16 protein-coding genes and 1 pseudogene are annotated in these 16,281 nt (G+C 37.8%); 11 read left to right on the forward strand and 6 right to left on the reverse strand.

The window, feature by feature from the left end; translation table 11 throughout:
• Positions 1–14 precede the first annotated feature (14 nt).
• The gene (locus RCG25_RS23285) at positions 15–776 is read left to right on the forward strand and encodes an SDR family oxidoreductase (protein WP_308081198.1); all 762 of its coding nucleotides are present in this window, start codon (positions 15–17) and stop codon (positions 774–776) included.
• A gap of 348 nt (positions 777–1,124) precedes the next feature.
• Here RCG25_RS23285 and yjeM read toward each other — a convergent pair whose 3' ends face one another.
• The 3 genes and pseudogenes from yjeM to RCG25_RS23300 form a co-directional block, all read right to left on the reverse strand.
• Positions 1,125–2,648 carry a glutamate/gamma-aminobutyrate family transporter YjeM gene (yjeM, locus tag RCG25_RS23290; RefSeq protein WP_308081199.1) on the reverse strand — a complete coding sequence of 508 codons (1,524 nt, stop codon included), beginning with the start codon at positions 2,646–2,648 and terminating at the stop codon, positions 1,125–1,127.
• Positions 2,649–3,205: 557 nt separating this feature from the next.
• Entirely contained in the window at positions 3,206–3,397 is a 192-nt protein-coding gene (locus RCG25_RS23295) for a hypothetical protein (protein ID WP_308081200.1), read from the reverse strand.
• A gap of 296 nt (positions 3,398–3,693) precedes the next feature.
• Positions 3,694–4,025 (reverse strand): annotated as a pseudogene (locus tag RCG25_RS23300) (DUF188 domain-containing protein); the annotation flags it as partial.
• Positions 4,026–4,220: 195 nt separating this feature from the next.
• Here RCG25_RS23300 and RCG25_RS23305 point away from each other — a divergent pair.
• From RCG25_RS23305 to RCG25_RS23340, 8 genes are all read left to right on the forward strand, one after another.
• Entirely contained in the window at positions 4,221–4,865 is a 645-nt protein-coding gene (locus RCG25_RS23305; RefSeq protein WP_308081201.1) for a VC0807 family protein, read from the forward strand.
• Between the two features lie 34 nt (positions 4,866–4,899).
• The gene (locus tag RCG25_RS23310) at positions 4,900–5,496 is read left to right on the forward strand and encodes a TetR/AcrR family transcriptional regulator (protein ID WP_308081202.1); all 597 of its coding nucleotides are present in this window, start codon (positions 4,900–4,902) and stop codon (positions 5,494–5,496) included.
• Positions 5,497–5,606: 110 nt separating this feature from the next.
• Positions 5,607–6,110, forward strand: coding sequence for a GNAT family N-acetyltransferase (locus RCG25_RS23315; protein ID WP_308081203.1), 504 nt, complete (start codon positions 5,607–5,609; stop codon positions 6,108–6,110).
• A gap of 15 nt (positions 6,111–6,125) precedes the next feature.
• Entirely contained in the window at positions 6,126–6,770 is a 645-nt protein-coding gene (locus RCG25_RS23320; RefSeq protein ID WP_308081204.1) for a DUF2306 domain-containing protein, read from the forward strand.
• A 97-nt stretch (positions 6,771–6,867) separates the two neighbouring features.
• A complete protein-coding gene (locus tag RCG25_RS23325) occupies positions 6,868–7,188 on the forward strand; it encodes a YbjQ family protein (RefSeq protein WP_308081205.1) in 321 nt (106 codons plus the stop codon).
• A 3-nt stretch (positions 7,189–7,191) separates the two neighbouring features.
• Positions 7,192–7,416 carry a hypothetical protein gene (locus tag RCG25_RS23330; RefSeq protein ID WP_308081206.1) on the forward strand — a complete coding sequence of 75 codons (225 nt, stop codon included), beginning with the start codon at positions 7,192–7,194 and terminating at the stop codon, positions 7,414–7,416.
• An 88-nt stretch (positions 7,417–7,504) separates the two neighbouring features.
• Positions 7,505–7,948 (forward strand): GNAT family N-acetyltransferase, encoded by a 444-nt coding sequence (locus RCG25_RS23335; RefSeq protein WP_308081207.1) that lies wholly within the window; start codon positions 7,505–7,507, stop codon positions 7,946–7,948.
• A 321-nt stretch (positions 7,949–8,269) separates the two neighbouring features.
• On the forward strand, positions 8,270–9,712 hold the full coding sequence (locus RCG25_RS23340; RefSeq protein WP_308081208.1) for a L,D-transpeptidase family protein: 1,443 nt from the start codon (positions 8,270–8,272) through the stop codon (positions 9,710–9,712).
• Between the two features lie 143 nt (positions 9,713–9,855).
• Here RCG25_RS23340 and RCG25_RS23345 read toward each other — a convergent pair whose 3' ends face one another.
• Positions 9,856–11,415 (reverse strand): malate:quinone oxidoreductase, encoded by a 1,560-nt coding sequence (locus RCG25_RS23345; protein WP_308081209.1) that lies wholly within the window; start codon positions 11,413–11,415, stop codon positions 9,856–9,858.
• Positions 11,416–11,723: 308 nt separating this feature from the next.
• On the opposite strand from RCG25_RS23345, the gene RCG25_RS23350 reads away from it, so the two are divergent.
• Positions 11,724–12,914 (forward strand): MFS transporter, encoded by a 1,191-nt coding sequence (locus tag RCG25_RS23350; RefSeq protein ID WP_308081210.1) that lies wholly within the window; start codon positions 11,724–11,726, stop codon positions 12,912–12,914.
• Between the two features lie 88 nt (positions 12,915–13,002).
• On the opposite strand, the gene RCG25_RS23355 is transcribed toward RCG25_RS23350, so the two are convergent.
• Both RCG25_RS23355 and RCG25_RS23360 read right to left on the reverse strand, forming a co-directional pair.
• Positions 13,003–15,087, reverse strand: a complete 2,085-nt coding sequence (locus RCG25_RS23355) for a serine hydrolase (RefSeq protein ID WP_308081211.1) — start codon at positions 15,085–15,087, stop codon at positions 13,003–13,005.
• A gap of 50 nt (positions 15,088–15,137) precedes the next feature.
• A complete protein-coding gene (locus RCG25_RS23360; protein ID WP_308081212.1) occupies positions 15,138–15,416 on the reverse strand; it encodes a hypothetical protein in 279 nt (92 codons plus the stop codon).
• Between the two features lie 118 nt (positions 15,417–15,534).
• On the opposite strand from RCG25_RS23360, the gene RCG25_RS23365 reads away from it, so the two are divergent.
• On the forward strand, positions 15,535–16,044 hold the full coding sequence (locus tag RCG25_RS23365) for a nuclease-related domain-containing protein (RefSeq protein ID WP_308081213.1): 510 nt from the start codon (positions 15,535–15,537) through the stop codon (positions 16,042–16,044).
• The last annotated feature ends 237 nt before the right edge of the window (positions 16,045–16,281 follow it).

Genomic DNA, 16,281 nt, shown 5'->3' on the forward strand with positions numbered 1-16,281 from the left:
GAGGGGGAGCAAAGATGGTACTCGAATTATTTAAATTAGATGGAAAAGTTGCAGCAGTAACGGGTGCTACTAGAGGAATTGGACGTTCAATTGCTCTCTCTTTAGCGGAAGCGGGAGCTGATATTGCCCTTCTTCAACGTTCACCTGAACAATCTGACGTTAAGGAAGAAATTGAATCATTAGGTAGAAAATGCTTGATTGTTCCTTGTGATTTGGAAGATATCGATCAAGTAAAGGCAGCCATTCCTAATGTGGTTTCACATTTTGGCAAAATTGATATTTTAGTCAATAATGCAGGTATCCAACGCCGTTCACCTTCAGTAGATTTCTCAGAACAAGACTGGGATGATGTGATTAATGTTAATTTAAAGACAGTCTGGCTCCTTTGTCAGCAGGCCGGCCGCTATATGGTTCCTAATGGAAAAGGGAAAATCATAAATATGGCATCCTTACTTTCCTATCAAGGCGGATTGACGGTTCCTGCTTATGCTGCAGCCAAAGGTGGAGTGGCTCAGTTAACGAAAGCCTTATCGAATGAATGGGCCAAGTATAATGTGAATGTCAATGCGATTGTCCCTGGATATATTGCCACAGACATGAATACGGCACTTATAAATGATGACACACGTAATCGACAAATTCTCGAGCGAATCCCCTCTGGCCGTTGGGGAAATCCTGAAGATTTTAAAGGGACTGTTGTATACCTTGCGTCAGATGCATCGAATTATGTACATGGGCATTTATTAGCTGTCGATGGTGGATGGCTTGGTAGATAAATAAGTTAATAGTGTTGGCATCATGAACAAAAGGTGGAAGCGCCTCGTCCAGCCCCGACAGGCAAATGTTCTTCGGCGGGAAAAGTCCGCCTTTTGACTTTTCTTGCCGAAGGTTATTTGACCCGAGGGGCTAGGCGCTGGAGCTAGATTCAGACTACTATTTTTGTTATCCACAATCGGACCTTTTTATAATTTCCTAATCATCAAGCGAAGCATGCAGACTAGCGCATAAATTGTGCCAGTTGCATGCTTTTTATTGTGGTGTGGTTCACCATAACAGATCTAAATGAGGTGCTTTAGACAAGAAAAAAGTGAAGCCGTATTAATATGCTCCACTTTAATTTATAACTAACTAATTTTCTTTAGTTTCTGCTTTTCAGTACCCTCTAATTTTTCATATTTTCTATACATTAACCATGCAATAACTGAGAAAATAACAGGTCCAGCTACACTCCAGATAGTTGTTTGAATATCTCCTTCTATAGCTGGCTGTATGATACTAAAGAAATTTGCTAGTCCAACTGTCAAAATAACAATCCAAGCCCATATATTTGCACTCCATTGGGATTTATAAACGATAAAAGGCTTATTGATTTCCACTTTTTTCTTAAAGTACGGGAATGCAAGTGCTATAAATACATAGGGTAATGTCATAGCGACGTTTGTCATTGAAACGAGAATGTTAAAGAATGCGGCCATTGTGCTTCCACCGAACGCGATAAGTGCGATCATGACACAAACTATAGCAGCTTGAATCCACATAGCATTAACAGGTAGCCCATTTTTCGTTTCTCCGATTTTTCCCGGCCATAATATCTTAGGCGTTCCTTCAATCATCTGCTTTAAAGGTGAAAACATCAAGGTAAAGAACGCACCCGACAGTGCTAGGAACATGGAAAGTCCAATGTATCTTGCAACCCATAATCCTAAAGCCGTAGCTGTAGCATGGCTTGCTCCAAAAGCGGTACCTAGTGAGTAGCCTAAATTGGACATAACGATATAACTTGCATTTCCAAGGTTCACATTCTCAATACCCATTACAGATGACCAGTTTGTGAATATTCCAATTAATAGGATTCCTAAAGAATATCCTACTGAGATAATGATTGCAGATATAAGAATTCCTTTTGGAAACGTTTTTTCTGGTTTTTCTGTTACATCCACTAAACCGCCTACTGCTTCAAGCCCGCCATAAGCGAAGATGGCATAGACAACAAATGCTAGCGAAGCGATAATATCTCCTGCATATATAGGATTTGGTGTTTGAGTGAATGATTCCCATCCTGTAATCGGCTGTGCTAATTGTCCATGATTTCCTATAAAGACCGCAATTGCACCAATCCAAAGAAATACATTCACTAACAAGACTGCAGTCCCACCTACTGAAGTTACTTTCTTAATCTTATCCAGACCCTTTGTTGATATATAGGTTACGATAAGAATCCATAGAATTCCTAAAACCCCCAGTACCTGAGGACCTTGAAGATTAAATAAAGTCCAGCTTTGTGTTGTATCTTCTCCAAAGATAGCATTTGACACCGGAACCCACATACCGGATGCGACATTAACCATCCAAGTTACATAAGAAAAATACCACATGAAAGTTCCTATAAAGGCAAATTTGGGACCTATGGATTTTTCCATCCATGAGTAGATTCCACCCTTTTCCTCTTTAAAGGCGGCACCAAATTCAGCCACCATTAATGCAAAAGGAACAAAAAAGGTTATAGCAGCAAATATGTACCATGGAATAGCGGCATATCCCATCTTATAAAACGATCTTGGAATGTTGTTGAATCCATAAACAGACGTAAAAATCATTAATACTAGGGAGATTAAAGTTAACTTTTTGGTTATGTTTGTGTTTGACATATACATTCCTCCTTTAATCATTCTTAATACTACTTTTTTAAAATAGAGAAGCCTACCCAGCCAACGTAATCAAAAGATGAAAACGCTTTCTTTTCTTACTTTTCTATTATATAGGAATTGTTCTATAGCTACTCTAATCCACTGTTACAATCATATGAACATTTTAAATGCCCCAACCGAGAGGAAGGGGCTATTCTAAAAAATATATTGGATAATTTCATGCAATTTAGGAGTGCAGATCTCACCCTAAGTATAAGTTGAGACTGGAAAAACATTAACGAAAAATAGCATGCAGGCCCGTTCATTAAGAATTGGCGTTTCAGCAAAATTCTATGTAGTTAAAAATATTATATACTTAGATATTCTATGTATTGAATTTTATTTTCCAACAAAAACAAAGGGAGCAAAGATTAGTATTATGTGACTACTGTTAATAAATGATAGTATAAGTAAACGACCTTCACTTTTGTGAAGATCAGATTGATGACAAACCCACTGACTAAAAGCCAGTGGGTAAAATAAGAATCACTATAACAACTATTAATAAATAATTGAGTCTACTTTTTGGGGTGGTCAAGTTCTTGGTAGGCTAACTGGTACTTTCCTCCGTCAGCAACTTCTGAATGGTACAAAGCCTTGAGGGCATTGTTTTTTTCAAGGCCGTGTTCTGCCTTCATCTCTTTAAAGCGTGCATGCAATTCTTTATTATCCTTGATTAGCTGTTGCATTTGCGATTTCAAATACTTCAAAATATTTATCTCCTTTCAAAACCCAATCCGTTCCCCAAGTATAGCATTAATAAACTTTATTTTAAAAAATCTTTAAAACAAAGGGACGGTTCTATTGCTTAGAAATTGCCGGCTGGTAATAATGGATGTACTTTAAACAATAATCACAGGCCCTTTTAACTGATCCGAATCATAAGTAATTTTTATAAAAATCCTCCAAACCTCATTTTCAAAGTAAGGTATGTAATCTAATAGCTAGTTATAATCCCCCGTCCTAGTGTCCCTTAAAACATTTAAATAAGGAGACTAAACCTTGGTTATTCATAACGAGAAATAACTTGTTTAAAAAACCTCCTAAATTGCTCCCGATCTTCTCTTCTGCTGTAAAAGCCTTGGGTCCTTTGTTCACTTTCCGCTTTTTCGAGCCATTGCACTTAAATAACGTGTTTGTAATAATTGGTCAATGTTTTCATTTGTAACTAAACCCTTTATGGTGGAGGACTATATTTCCTTTTGCTAATCCTAGCAAAGCAAGACCATAATCTTGCGTAACAATAATATCTCCTGTTTCTGCTAACTTCATAATCCGATAATCTACAGCATTTGCTCCAGAATCAACATAATTGGTTTCCACTCCTGATGGCTGTTCTGGAGGAACGGTGCTCTTGTTTAAAAATAAACAAGAGTTTCTGCCGTTCGTTTCAATAGACCATCCCTCTCTTTACAGATTTCATTAAGGTGCCACAAGAATCACCTTATGTAATTTTTATAAAAAATAATTTGACAAACCGACGGTCGGTTTGTATAATTGGAATATAAATACAGGAAAGTAAGGAGAGATAAAATGAACATAAGCTCTAAAAGGAAGGTTATTCAATCTGTTATCGTCAGTATCTTAATTAATGGACTCGTACCTGTTGTCGTATATAATTTACTCTTGGATCATTTCTCAAGTTTTGTTTCATTGCTACTTGCAACGATGGTTCCATTGCTGGATAATCTTTATCACATTATGAAACATAGGAAAGCTGATGCATTTGGACTGTTTATGCTGACAGCTTTCGTTCTTAGCTTATTGGCGTTTCTACTAGGCGGTAATGAGAAATTGATTTTAATGAGAGAATCACTAGTAACGGGAATATTAGGACTAATCTTTATAGGTTCCCTCTTCTATTCAAAACCGCTCATTTATCATTTTGCCATTAGATTCAGTTCAAATGATGAGTCAGAACAGAAGGGCAAATTTGCGAACAACTGGGAGTACTCCTATTTCCGCTTTGTCATCCGATTAATGACTGCTGTGTGGGGCATTGCCCTCTTAGCAGAAGCAGTTATCAAGACAATTCTTGTGTATGAACTCTCGATTTCTGCTTTCTTAGCTGTTTCACAAATCATCTTCTACAGTGTGCTCGGGATAACGATTTTATGGACGGTCATCTATCGCCGATACGCAAAAACTCGCTTAGATTTAATAATGAATGTAAAATGATGCATCCAGAAATTGTATAAGGAAGGTACAAAAAATGTCTAATCCAACTTCTCATGATAACCCAAGCTTTCAGAATATCTTATTAGCAACAGAGGAACTTATTTTGGAAAAAGGCTGCAGGAATACGACACTCAAAGACATTATTGAAAGAACAGGGCTTTCTAAAGGGGCCATTTATCATTACGTTGCTAGCAAAGATGAATTGTTTGGGCTTATTTTAAAAACCAAAATAGAACAAGTGAATGAAAAATTTAATCAGTTGATCAGCCATTCGATGGGGGCTGCCCCTGACGCTGGACGGTTTGGGATGGCCACTCAATTTTTCCATAGTAGACAAACTCCAAATGATGTAGGGAATCTAATATTTGTTTATCTGTTAAGCCAGGATGATGAAAAGGTTAAAAGTATTTTAAAAAGTGTATACCAATATAGTAAGGCAACTGGTGTTCAATGGATTGAGCTGGGGCAACAAAATGGTGTGATCCCCCCAACTATCGATGCTGAGAAAATGGCCACCTTATTTATGACTTTTTCATATGGCCTTAGGGTAACGCAAATCCTTTCCTCTTCAGAAGAGGAACAAGTAGCAACTAGTGATATTTTTAAATTACTCATTCAGACATTGTCGTAGAGTATTCTATTAAAAGGAAGAACTATTTTGGGCAAATCCGTATAAGGATTCTCCCACCCCCAAAAACATACCGGCCGTCGGTTTACTATTCGGAGCCAGAGGTGATTAGCATGGAATTCGTAACAATAGAATTACAAGAATTACCCGAAGTGAAGCAGTTTTACGCTGCAATCACTTCTGATTTAAGAAAAAAGGGTATCGATCAATGGGACCGTTTTTATCCGAACCGGTTTGTTATCAAAAACGATTTGAAAAAGGGAACCCTCTTTGGAATCAAAGAGGAAAATCACCTTATTGGTGCCATTGTTCTCGATACAAACGAAAGTAAACAGTATTTGAAACTTCAGTGGGAAGATCAAACAGGCAGGCCATTAATCATTCATCGATTAGCTGTCCATCCCTTCTATCAAGGTAAGGGTATAGGAAAAAAACTACTAAACTTCGCTGAAGAATACGCCTTGGAAAAAGGACATTCCAGCATTCGTATGGATGTGTACTCCCAAAACCCAGCTGCCATTGGGATGTATGAAAGAGCTGGTTATGAAATAAGAGGGTCTGTCCGGTTTCCATTAAGAAAAGTACCGTACTTATGTTTTGAAAAAATCATATATTAATTGGAGGATATGTTTGTGAAAAAAAGCAAAAAGTTAAATCTGGCAGTAATGGGACTTTATTTTACTGTTCTACTATTCAGCGCTTATATAATCGTGATGTTTTTTATAATTGGGACCGAAAACGCACCAATGGTAAAAGGAAAAATGGAAGACGCAAACTTTAATTTGCCCATTTGGGAAGCCTTTTTCTATCCTCATATTATTCTCGGTACGATTGCACTGGCCATCGGTCCATTTCAATTAACAAAAATGAGCAGTAAAAACCCAAAGCTACATCGGAATTTAGGGAAAATTTATGGGTTTACCATTTTTATTAATGTATTATTGGTTCCTTACATTTCTCTCTTTTCTACAGGTGGCCGGTCAACTATGATTGCCTTCCTCGTGTTGAATGCCTTTTGGCTTGGAACAACAGCTATGGGCGTCCTTCGAGGATTCCAAAAAAGAATAACCTCACATAAAACGTGGATTCTCAGAAGTTATGCCATCACATGGGTTTTTGTTTCCTTTCGAATTATTGTCATCCCTTTTTCCCTTTTTTGGGATGCATCCATCAGTTTTCCGATAGCCGTTTACCTTGCTATTGCTTTAAATCTTCTTTTTGTTGAATGGAAAAGACCAAGTAACTCTAAAAGAATCTTTAAAGATACCATAATTTAGGCTTAACTAAGTGTTGATATAATAAATAATGGTATTTATATCCAAAGACAAGTAAAATAAATGTGTAGTATTTATTTTTGTTAGGGGGCGGATTCATATGATTATTGTAACAACTGAAAATATTGCTAATCATAAAGTCACAGAAGTGTTAGGTCCAGTATTCGGATTAACCGTTAGGGCAAGAGGAATTGGCAAAGATATCGTTGCTTCTTTTAAGGGACTGATTGGCGGAGAAATCAGTCAGTATACAGAAATGCTTGAAGATGCTAGAAAACAAGCAATCGACCGTATGGTAAAAAACGCTGCGTCAATGGGGGCAAACGCGATCATTATGATGCGCTTTGACTCTGGTGAAATTGGCCAGAATATGAGTGAAATTGTAGCTTATGGAACAGCTGTTATTGCGGAAAAGGCTTAACCAATGAAATGGGTTATTAGCTTTTACGGTATCCAACTGTTAGTTCTGATTATTCTAATCATCGGATCGTGGCTCATTTGGGACCGCCGCTTCAAATCAAAGCAGGGTCAACAAGTTCCTAAAGGCTTCGTCCGAACAAATGAGGTATCCATCGATCCAACTACAAATAAAAGATTAGTAGTATACTTCAACGCGGAGACCGGAGAGCGCTTTTATAAAGAAGAATAAGAATGACTTAAAAAGGAGCCGTGGCATGTTTGTACCTAGCCAGGCTCCTTTTCATTTGAAATTTTTATTTTAGAAAGGAAAGAAAAGTATGCTGCATTTAAAGACGATTACAAAAGACAATTGGTGGAAGGCAATTTCACTACGCGTTCGGGAGGATCAAGTAAAGTTTGTGGCATCCAATGCGGTATCCCTTGCCCAGTTAAATTTTCTCGAAAATTTCTATGCAAAAGGAATCTATCATGGCGAGGAAATGATTGGCTTCACACTTTATGGAATGGACGAAGACGACCATGAGTACTGGATTTATCGCATGATGATTGATCAAAAGCATCAAGGCAAAGGCTATGGTATTAAGGCGATTAAACTCGTGATAGACGATATTCGGAATATAAAAGAGGATCGCCATCAAACCATCACGCTATCTTATGTCCCGACTAATGAACACGCAAAACGCGTATATGAAAAAGCAGGTTTCCAAGAGATAGACGGTTTAATTATCCACGATGAACAGGTATCCCGGTTTACGTTTTAATAGGAAAATTTCATTATTTTCCCATACAAACTTTCAACCTTTAAATAGTAAAAAAATACTGGAATTGCCTAAGATATGAATTGAAAATGAACAACTTAAATACGTGTTATAAATCTCCGAATCTTTTGCTAATAGGAATGAATTAATAACAAATAAATATTAAATTTTTCCAACCAAACAAATAATGACAAACTTCGACTAAAACATCTTGTACAATAGTAATCAAAAGTTATAATAATGTAATATAATTGTAATCTTAGGATGCAGTTTAAAGTTGGTGAACATTGAAACAAGTCCACCATTTTGCGGGGGGAATTTTATATGGAAAGTTCATTAAATACGGAAGAAAGTAATATAACACGGAGACAATCTGCTAAGCGGTTTTCGAACTGGAAGGTTATCACAACCAGCATAATCATTATTATTGCAGTCATATTGGGTGCAATCAGCTATTATCAGGCAACCCACTTTAATGCTCAGATCAAGATAAATGGTATAAAAGTTAAGGGCCTAACTGCTGATCAAGCTTTGAAAAAATTAAAAACATCTGATTTAAAAAACATTGTTTATGTCGGTGATCAACAAATCTTAGATGGACAAGATACGAAGATGGTATTTTCAGATAAAGATTTGCCTGCTGTAAAAAAACTATTAAGCAACCAACGGACATTTTTCCCATCATCAAAAGCAAAGAACTTTTCAATACAGCCTGACCAAACGGATCAGTATCGAAGCCAGACTCTGAAAAAACAATTGGAAGAAAAGTTGGTCGCCCTTAATAAGAAATTAAAAGTGCCTAAAGATGCAGCGGTTACTTTAGAACAAGGTAAAATTGCCGTCTCTAAAAGCATTAGCGGAGAACAATATGATGTGGCTAATCTATTAAAAGACTATGAGAATCATAAATATACAAGTGAAATCCGTCTGAATTTTGCTTTCATACAACCAATTAAGGAAGACAGTGAAATTGTAAAAAATGAAGAGAAAAAGCTGCAGGAACTCCTTCAGCAAACTGTAGATTATAAGGTACAGGATAAAGTTTATTCACTAAATGCCAGCGAATTAATTAAAAATGCCTCTGTTTCAAAAGACATGAAGGTAACGATTGACGCGGGTGATATTAAGAATAAGATTGCTGAAATTAATCATACTCAATCCACTTTAAATAAAAATTTCAGTTTTAAAACCCATTCAGGTTCAGTTGTCCCGGTAAAAGGACAAGGATATGGCTGGGCATTAGATGTGGAAAAAGAAACTGCACAGATTCAGGCAGCGTTTGAAAACGGAGATAAATCCATTGCTGCTTCTAATATTATCGGGCATGGTTGGAAAAATGAAGGTTACGGCTATGAAACGACTACGAACGGTGGCATTGGCGATACATATGCTGAAGTGTCCATTGCTGAACAGCGGATTTGGATTTACAAAAAAGGTAAATTAGTAGTCACAACAAATGTTGTGACCGGCAAACACAACACTGGTAATGATACATCAAAAGGCGTGTGGTATGTCCTCTATAAACGATCACCTTCCACACTAACAGGCAGAGAGCTGGGTGGAGATGAAAGTTATTCTGTAAAAGTTAATTATTGGGCTCCTTTTACAAACGACGGACAAGGGTTCCACGATGCCAGCTGGCGATCAAACTGGTCAAGCAGTGCCTATCTAAATGCAGGATCGCATGGCTGCGTCAATACACCGCCAAATGTCATGAAAATCGTGTATGAAAACCTCAGTACCTACGAGCCGGTTGTTATCTATTAAGAAATCTCAATCTCAATAAAAAAATCAGGAAATCGTTAATGATTTCCTGATTTTTTTGTTCTTTGTAATAACCCATTAAGTACCTTCAATCTACAGCTAGATTAAGGATTCTATGTTTTATTTTGAATGATACATCTAAAGAATTAACTATGAACCATTTCTTTCACGCTCAGACCCAACGTCTGCGCTGTGGATGTATCAATTTTTTTGAACATCTCTGGATTGTCCATTAGTGACATGCCATAAGAAGGGATCATTTCTACTATTTTTGATTCCCACTGTTCAAAATGTTGTGGAAAGCATTTTTCTAATACCTCAAGCATTACGTGAACGGCAGTAGATGCACCCGGAGAAGCGCCGAGCAAAGCAGCAACCGATCCATCAGCGGCACTAATAACTTCTGTACCAAATTGAAGTGTTCCTTTACCAGCCTCAGTATCCTTGATTACCTGCACACGTTGGCCCGCAACCACTATATCCCAATCCTCCATTTTGGCATTCGGAATAAACTCGCGTAATTCTTCCATACGCTTTTCATTCGATAACAAAACTTGCTGGATCAGATATTTTGTCAGAGACATCTCTTTTGCACCTGCTGCTAACATTGTGAGAAGATTATCTGGTTTGACAGAACCTAACAAATCCAAATTCGAACCAGTTTTTAAGAACTTTGGTGAGAAACCGGCAAACGGTCCAAACAGTAATGATTTTTTGTTATCGATAAATCTTGTATCTAAATGTGGAACTGACATTGGAGGAGCGCCAACCTTGGCTTTACCGTATACTTTTGCATGATGTTGCTCCACAACATCCGGATTGTTACATACCATAAATAGTCCGCTTACAGGGAACCCTCCGATATGCTTTGACTCAGGAATACCGGTTTTTTGTAATAGAGGCAGACTTCCACCCCCACCTCCGATAAAGATGAATTTGGCTGTATGGCGTTCGATGTTACCGGTAGCCATATTCCACACTTTCAATTCCCATAAGCCGTCACTAGTCCGTTTAATATCGTCCACTTGATGATTGTATTTGATTTCAACGTTTTGAGTCTTTAAGTGGTCAAACAACATGCGTGTTAACGCACCAAAGTTAACGTCTGTTCCAGAGTCGATTTTTGTAGCCGCTATTGGTTCATTCGATGTACGGCCTTCCATGATAAGCGGAATCCATTCTTTCAGTTTTTCAGGGTCATCGGAAAATTCCATCCCTTGAAACAGAGGATTGTTTGATAGCGCTTTAAATCTTTTCTTCAAAAACGATATATTTTGTTCCCCTAGCACTAAACTCATATGAGGTATTGGCATAATAAAATCCTGTGGATCACGAATGAGATCTTTGTTTACAAGATAAGACCAAAACTGTCTAGAAAGCTGAAACTGTTCATTAATATTTATTGCTTTGCTAATATCTATAGATCCGTCCGGTTTTTCGGAAGTATAGTTAAGCTCACACAGTGCAGCATGACCCGTCCCCGCATTATTCCATTCGTTTGAGCTTTCTTCTCCAGCATTTTCAAGTTTCTCGAACACTTTGATTTCCCATTCAGGTGCTAACTCTTTCAGTAATGAACCCAAAGTTGCGCTCATGACCCCGGCACCAATTAAGATAACGTCTGCTGTTTTCTGTACGTTGCTCATGACAACCATCCTTACTCCGTATATTTGCAAAAAAAGTAGTCGTTCTAGCTTAGATTTCATAAAAATAAGGGTGCCATCTAAGAACACACCTTATCTGACTCATTAATAAACACTCATTAGTCTATTATAATTATTTATAGATTCAATTATCTACTATTATCTAATAATTATAAACTATTTAAACTTAGTAAAAAAGTGAGAAATCATCCCACAGTATCCTAAGTACACCCAAAAACCGCTTTTTCTCCCATATAATTCAAGCATTTATTTTAAATACAAGGGTTCCTTCGTAAAATTGTTTTATGGTATGATGAGTAAATTGTTTACCTATCCTATTACATTTTCATTCATCAAGAAAAGAGGTATTTATGCAAGTCACAGCATTATCTAAGCAACATTGGTTTCTTATTTTCACACTTACCTTATTAACATTTGTTCTCGGGACAAGCGAGTTTGTGATCGTTGGGATCTTAACGGATATTTCCTCGAACCTTCATATAACAAATGCAAAGGCAGGCACACTTGTTTCTGCGTTTGCCATAACGTTTGCCATTGCTACTCCCATCGTGATGTCAGCAACAAGCCATGTTCCAAAGCGGAAATGGATGTTGTTTTTAATCGGAACATTTATAGTCTTAAATGCTTTGAGCATCATTTCGACAAGTTACCTTATGCTCCTTGCCATTCGGATGGTGACAGCGATTGTAACAGGGGTATTAATCTCACTTGCCATGATTGTTGCCAGTGAAACCATCCCAGTTGCAAAACGGGGCATTGCTATCTCCTTCGTTTTCGGTGGGTTTACACTAGCAAATGTGGTTGGAGTTCCAATTGGTACGGTCATAGCTGAATGGTATACCTGGCATGCCACTTTTATATTAACAACAGTTCTCGGTGGGGTGGCATTTGTGGCCTCCTTCTTCAACTTACCAAGTAAACTCAGCCAATACCGTTGTTCCATGCGGGATCAATTCTCTTTGTTGACACACCCACGAATCTTAATGGCTTTCTTTATCCCATCTCTTGGGTTCGGAGGAACGTACGCGGTATTTACGTATCTTGTTCCGATTCTAAAGCAGATGGATGCACCAAGTAGTTCCATCAGTTTAATTCTGTTTGGCTACGGATTTATCTCTATTTTTAGCAACATCCTTGCTGGAAAAATCGCCAGCCACAATCCGATCGGACGCCTGCGGTTTGTTTTTCTCGTACAAGCATTTGTCCTGATTGCTCTATACTGGACGACCGATAACTTTATCTTTGGTTTGGTAAACATCGGCTTGATGTCATTAATGGCCATTCTTTTAACCACATCTACGCAGCTTTATTTAATCGACCTTGCAGGTATTTATCAACCAAATGCAACAGGACTTGCTGCTTCATTAATGCCTGTCGCAAGCAATGTTGGTATTGCTTTGGGTTCGGCATTAGGCGGAATTGTCTACCATGAAGGAACTTTAATCAATGTGACACTAGTCGGAGGGGTGGTTGCGATTTTTGCGAGTTTGCTCACTTTCCTCAGTCATCGCTTGGACCAACAGCAGAAGAAACTGGCTTAAAGAGTTTGATGAAAAAAGACAGCGGTGCCTTTTAAAGCACCGCTGTTTTTTCATTAATTAATATTCATTTTAGTAAAAACTACCTCTGTTACTGCATGACCTTCCAAAATTCCCCGGCTACTACCTCATAACCTGGTAAGCTTAGATGGATGTTTTGCGGATTTGGAATATAATCTGCAAAATGACTACCATTTATCGCTTGAACGGTTGGAATAAATGCATCCCCATGTTGAACCGCCTGGGCTTGAATTTGAGCATTAAAACCCTGAACTAATTGATTTACCAGCTCTTTTTGTTGTGGGTCAGTTATATATGGGAATGGGTTGTAATAGCCCATAACATATACCTTTACATTGGGATTAAGTTGATCAATGGTTCCTAGAATGGTGCTGATTTTTCCAGCAATGACCGGAATTTCATTTAGTGCTGCCAGTGGATCCTTTTGTATCACCGGAAGCAAATCATTTGCCCCAATATCAATGGTAAGATGAGTGGCGCTTTTAATTTCTTGTTGAACAGCATCCTTCTCTAAATCTGTTATGATATTATCCGTTTTATATCCGGAAACACCTAGGTTTACAAATTTGAGCAGTTGATATGATTTTGTAAAATCCTTGGCAATGTAATTTGGATAACCCCAGTCTGGGTCTACTCCATTTACCACAGGTCTGTCTTGCCCTTGTGGAGTCATTCCTGCTGCTAACGAATCCCCTAAAGCAAGATAATTGATTTGAATCCAGGCCCCATCTGAACCTAGTTTATAGCCATGGATGACTGTATCGACAGCCATTTGACCCGCTTGCTGGAAGTAATACCATTTTCCTTCGATTTCCTTCCAGCTGGTCACCATCGCTCCACTTTCTGAAAGGTAATACTTTTTCCCTGATGCTTCGAGCCAGCCTGTTTCCATTACTCCAGAATTGTTAAAGTAATACCATTTATTATTAATTAAAGCCCAACCTGTACGCATTTCACCGTTAGACTGGTGGTAATACCACTCACCGCCTGATAGCAACCAGCCAGTCTTCATTTCACCTGTTGATTGAAGGTAATACCTTTTATTATTCGTTTGGAGCCAGCCGGTTTTCATCGCTCCGGATTGATCAAGGAAATACCAGGCCTTGCCATTATATAGCCAGCCAGTCTTCATGGAGCCATCTTTATTTAAGTAGTACCATGTGTTCCCTGTCTTTAACCAGCCCGTTTTCATTACACCTGCTGAATCAAGGTAATACCATTGCCCCTTATATGGAACCCAGCCAGTAACTTTTCCATTTGTTGTGTAATAAAACCATTTTCCATTCGCTAATACCCAACCCTGTGGTTGAAATTCATTCCAAACCATACTTGATATTTTACTAATAGTATCGATTCCATAGGATAGGGATGGATTATTCGCTGTCAGAACAGCAATAACATAATTCTTCCCTTGCCCATTAATATATCCAACACTATTTACATTTTTTCCAGTAGTGACCCAGCCATTTTTTAACGCCACACTAACCCCTAATGGAATTCCATAGCTTGTCCCCCAGCGTTGGTCTGACACTACGTTCCGCATAAGATTTAGACCATATGTTCTTTGGGAATCCGCTAATAAGGCATTGGGATAGGCAAAATATTTCATTATGGTAAGTTGGTCCGAAACAGTTGTAGTGGTACGCCCCCACCAACCGCCAGTACCTGCACTGGTACTTGTCATCCCTACTTTTTGAAAAAAGGTCTGTACATTTGTTTCGCTGCCCAGCTGTCGCCACAGCGTACTTGCCGCACTGTTATCACTATTTTCTATCATTCTAGTTAATAATGAATTTACATTACTAGTAATAGGGATTTTTTTATACAGTACGTCAGCCATAATTGAAATTTTCACAACACTTTGAGTATAGTAGGTTATTGACGGATTGTATGTATATGTTTTTCCTGTGTTTGCATCGTAAACGCCAACAGAAACGGTGCCACTTCTTGAAGAAATATAATTGGTTACATCGGTTCCTAATACGGTTGATGCCTTTACAGGAGCTTTTCCATACATTAGCATGGCCATTTCTACCAAGGCACATGCAACTAGTTTCTTATAAGCTTTCATTTCATTATCCTTTCCTGCTAATCTATGAATCATATTATATAATACTGCACCTTTATTCATATTAATAGTAATCACTACACTCATACAAATAACCCGTCTCTTAATTGAGAGACAGGTTGATTTTTGGCGTAATTTTAATTGTTTAATCCCATGAAACCGATGAAAGCAACGATCCATAGCATTGGAAGTAAATTAATGATGGTTGAAAATTTTTTCCTTTTCACACGGAATACCCAGGCTAAGATGGAACAGGTGATCACAGCAACAGGATATAAAGTAATGGCTATAACAAAAGAACCATTAGCCAAATTCACTCCACTGTCAAAACTCATAAATGACAATCCCCATATGATAAACCAAGGAATCAGAGAAAGTGCAAATAGGATTTGGCTGATAATTAGATATAGTTTCATATATTCCTCCTCTATTTATCTAACTTGTTAAAATGTTAACAGAATATTCATGTTTCTTAAATCGTATCTCTATAATTTTTTGTAAAATTATTATTGAGAATATGAAAGGAAGTGTCATATGATACTTAAAAATCTATATGAATCGGATGAATTATTGGCTATGCGGTCCTTAAACACGCGAATGGAGTTAACTAATCAAGACAAGTTACGCTATTTAAACCTTGAAAAAGGTTTTGAAGGGGAAAAAAAGTTTGACCAAATGACAGAACTCCTTAAAGAAGAAAGATATATTATCAATAGCTTGCTTCTTAAAGTAAATAACTCCCATTTTCAACTTGATAAATTGATTATTTCACAAGGAGGTATCCATCTATTAGATATTAAAAATTTTCAAGGGGATTTTTACATAAATGATAATAAATTTATTGCAGTAAAAACTGATCGAGAATGGAAGAATCCTTTCGACCAATTAAAAAGGAGTTCGCTTCTATTCCGCCAACTGCTTCAAAACCTCAAGCTAAACTACCTTGTTGAACCTCTCGTTATCTTCATCAACCCTGAATTCACCTTATACCAAGCTCCCATGGACCTGCCTGCTATCTTTCCAACCCAAGTGGATAAATTCTAGATAACACACCGTCAAAGTTGAATGATGGGCACAAGAAACTAGCCCAGCAATTACTCTCGTTACATCAAACTAAGAATACTTTTTCGGTAATACCAGAGTACAATTATGATCAACTGTCAAAGGGACCTTATTGTAAATATTGTAATTCCTTTCAGGTTTCTGTGGAAAATCATGAACTTGTATGCAGAGACTGTGGGGAACATGAGAAGGTTGAACTAGCAATTGCTCGTCATGTGG

Origin of the sequence: Neobacillus sp. PS2-9, from assembly GCF_030915525.1 — a bacterium.
Classification (GTDB): Bacteria; Bacillota; Bacilli; order Bacillales; family Cytobacillaceae; genus Neobacillus.

Coding starts and splice junctions, on each gene's coding strand:
- RCG25_RS23365 (WP_308081213.1), top strand. CDS start 15,535: ATGATACTTAAAAATCTATATGAATCGGATGAATTATTGGCTATGCGG.
- RCG25_RS23360 (WP_308081212.1), bottom strand. CDS start 15,416: ATGAAACTATATCTAATTATCAGCCAAATCCTATTTGCACTTTCTCTG.
- RCG25_RS23325 (WP_308081205.1), top strand. CDS start 6,868: ATGATTATTGTAACAACTGAAAATATTGCTAATCATAAAGTCACAGAA.
- RCG25_RS23340 (WP_308081208.1), top strand. CDS start 8,270: ATGGAAAGTTCATTAAATACGGAAGAAAGTAATATAACACGGAGACAA.
- RCG25_RS23315 (WP_308081203.1), top strand. CDS start 5,607: ATGGAATTCGTAACAATAGAATTACAAGAATTACCCGAAGTGAAGCAG.
- RCG25_RS23335 (WP_308081207.1), top strand. CDS start 7,505: ATGCTGCATTTAAAGACGATTACAAAAGACAATTGGTGGAAGGCAATT.
- RCG25_RS23305 (WP_308081201.1), top strand. CDS start 4,221: ATGAACATAAGCTCTAAAAGGAAGGTTATTCAATCTGTTATCGTCAGT.
- RCG25_RS23355 (WP_308081211.1), bottom strand. CDS start 15,087: ATGAGTGTAGTGATTACTATTAATATGAATAAAGGTGCAGTATTATAT.
- RCG25_RS23350 (WP_308081210.1), top strand. CDS start 11,724: ATGCAAGTCACAGCATTATCTAAGCAACATTGGTTTCTTATTTTCACA.
- yjeM (WP_308081199.1), bottom strand. CDS start 2,648: ATGTCAAACACAAACATAACCAAAAAGTTAACTTTAATCTCCCTAGTA.
- RCG25_RS23310 (WP_308081202.1), top strand. CDS start 4,900: ATGTCTAATCCAACTTCTCATGATAACCCAAGCTTTCAGAATATCTTA.
- RCG25_RS23345 (WP_308081209.1), bottom strand. CDS start 11,415: ATGAAATCTAAGCTAGAACGACTACTTTTTTTGCAAATATACGGAGTA.
- RCG25_RS23285 (WP_308081198.1), top strand. CDS start 15: ATGGTACTCGAATTATTTAAATTAGATGGAAAAGTTGCAGCAGTAACG.
- RCG25_RS23330 (WP_308081206.1), top strand. CDS start 7,192: ATGAAATGGGTTATTAGCTTTTACGGTATCCAACTGTTAGTTCTGATT.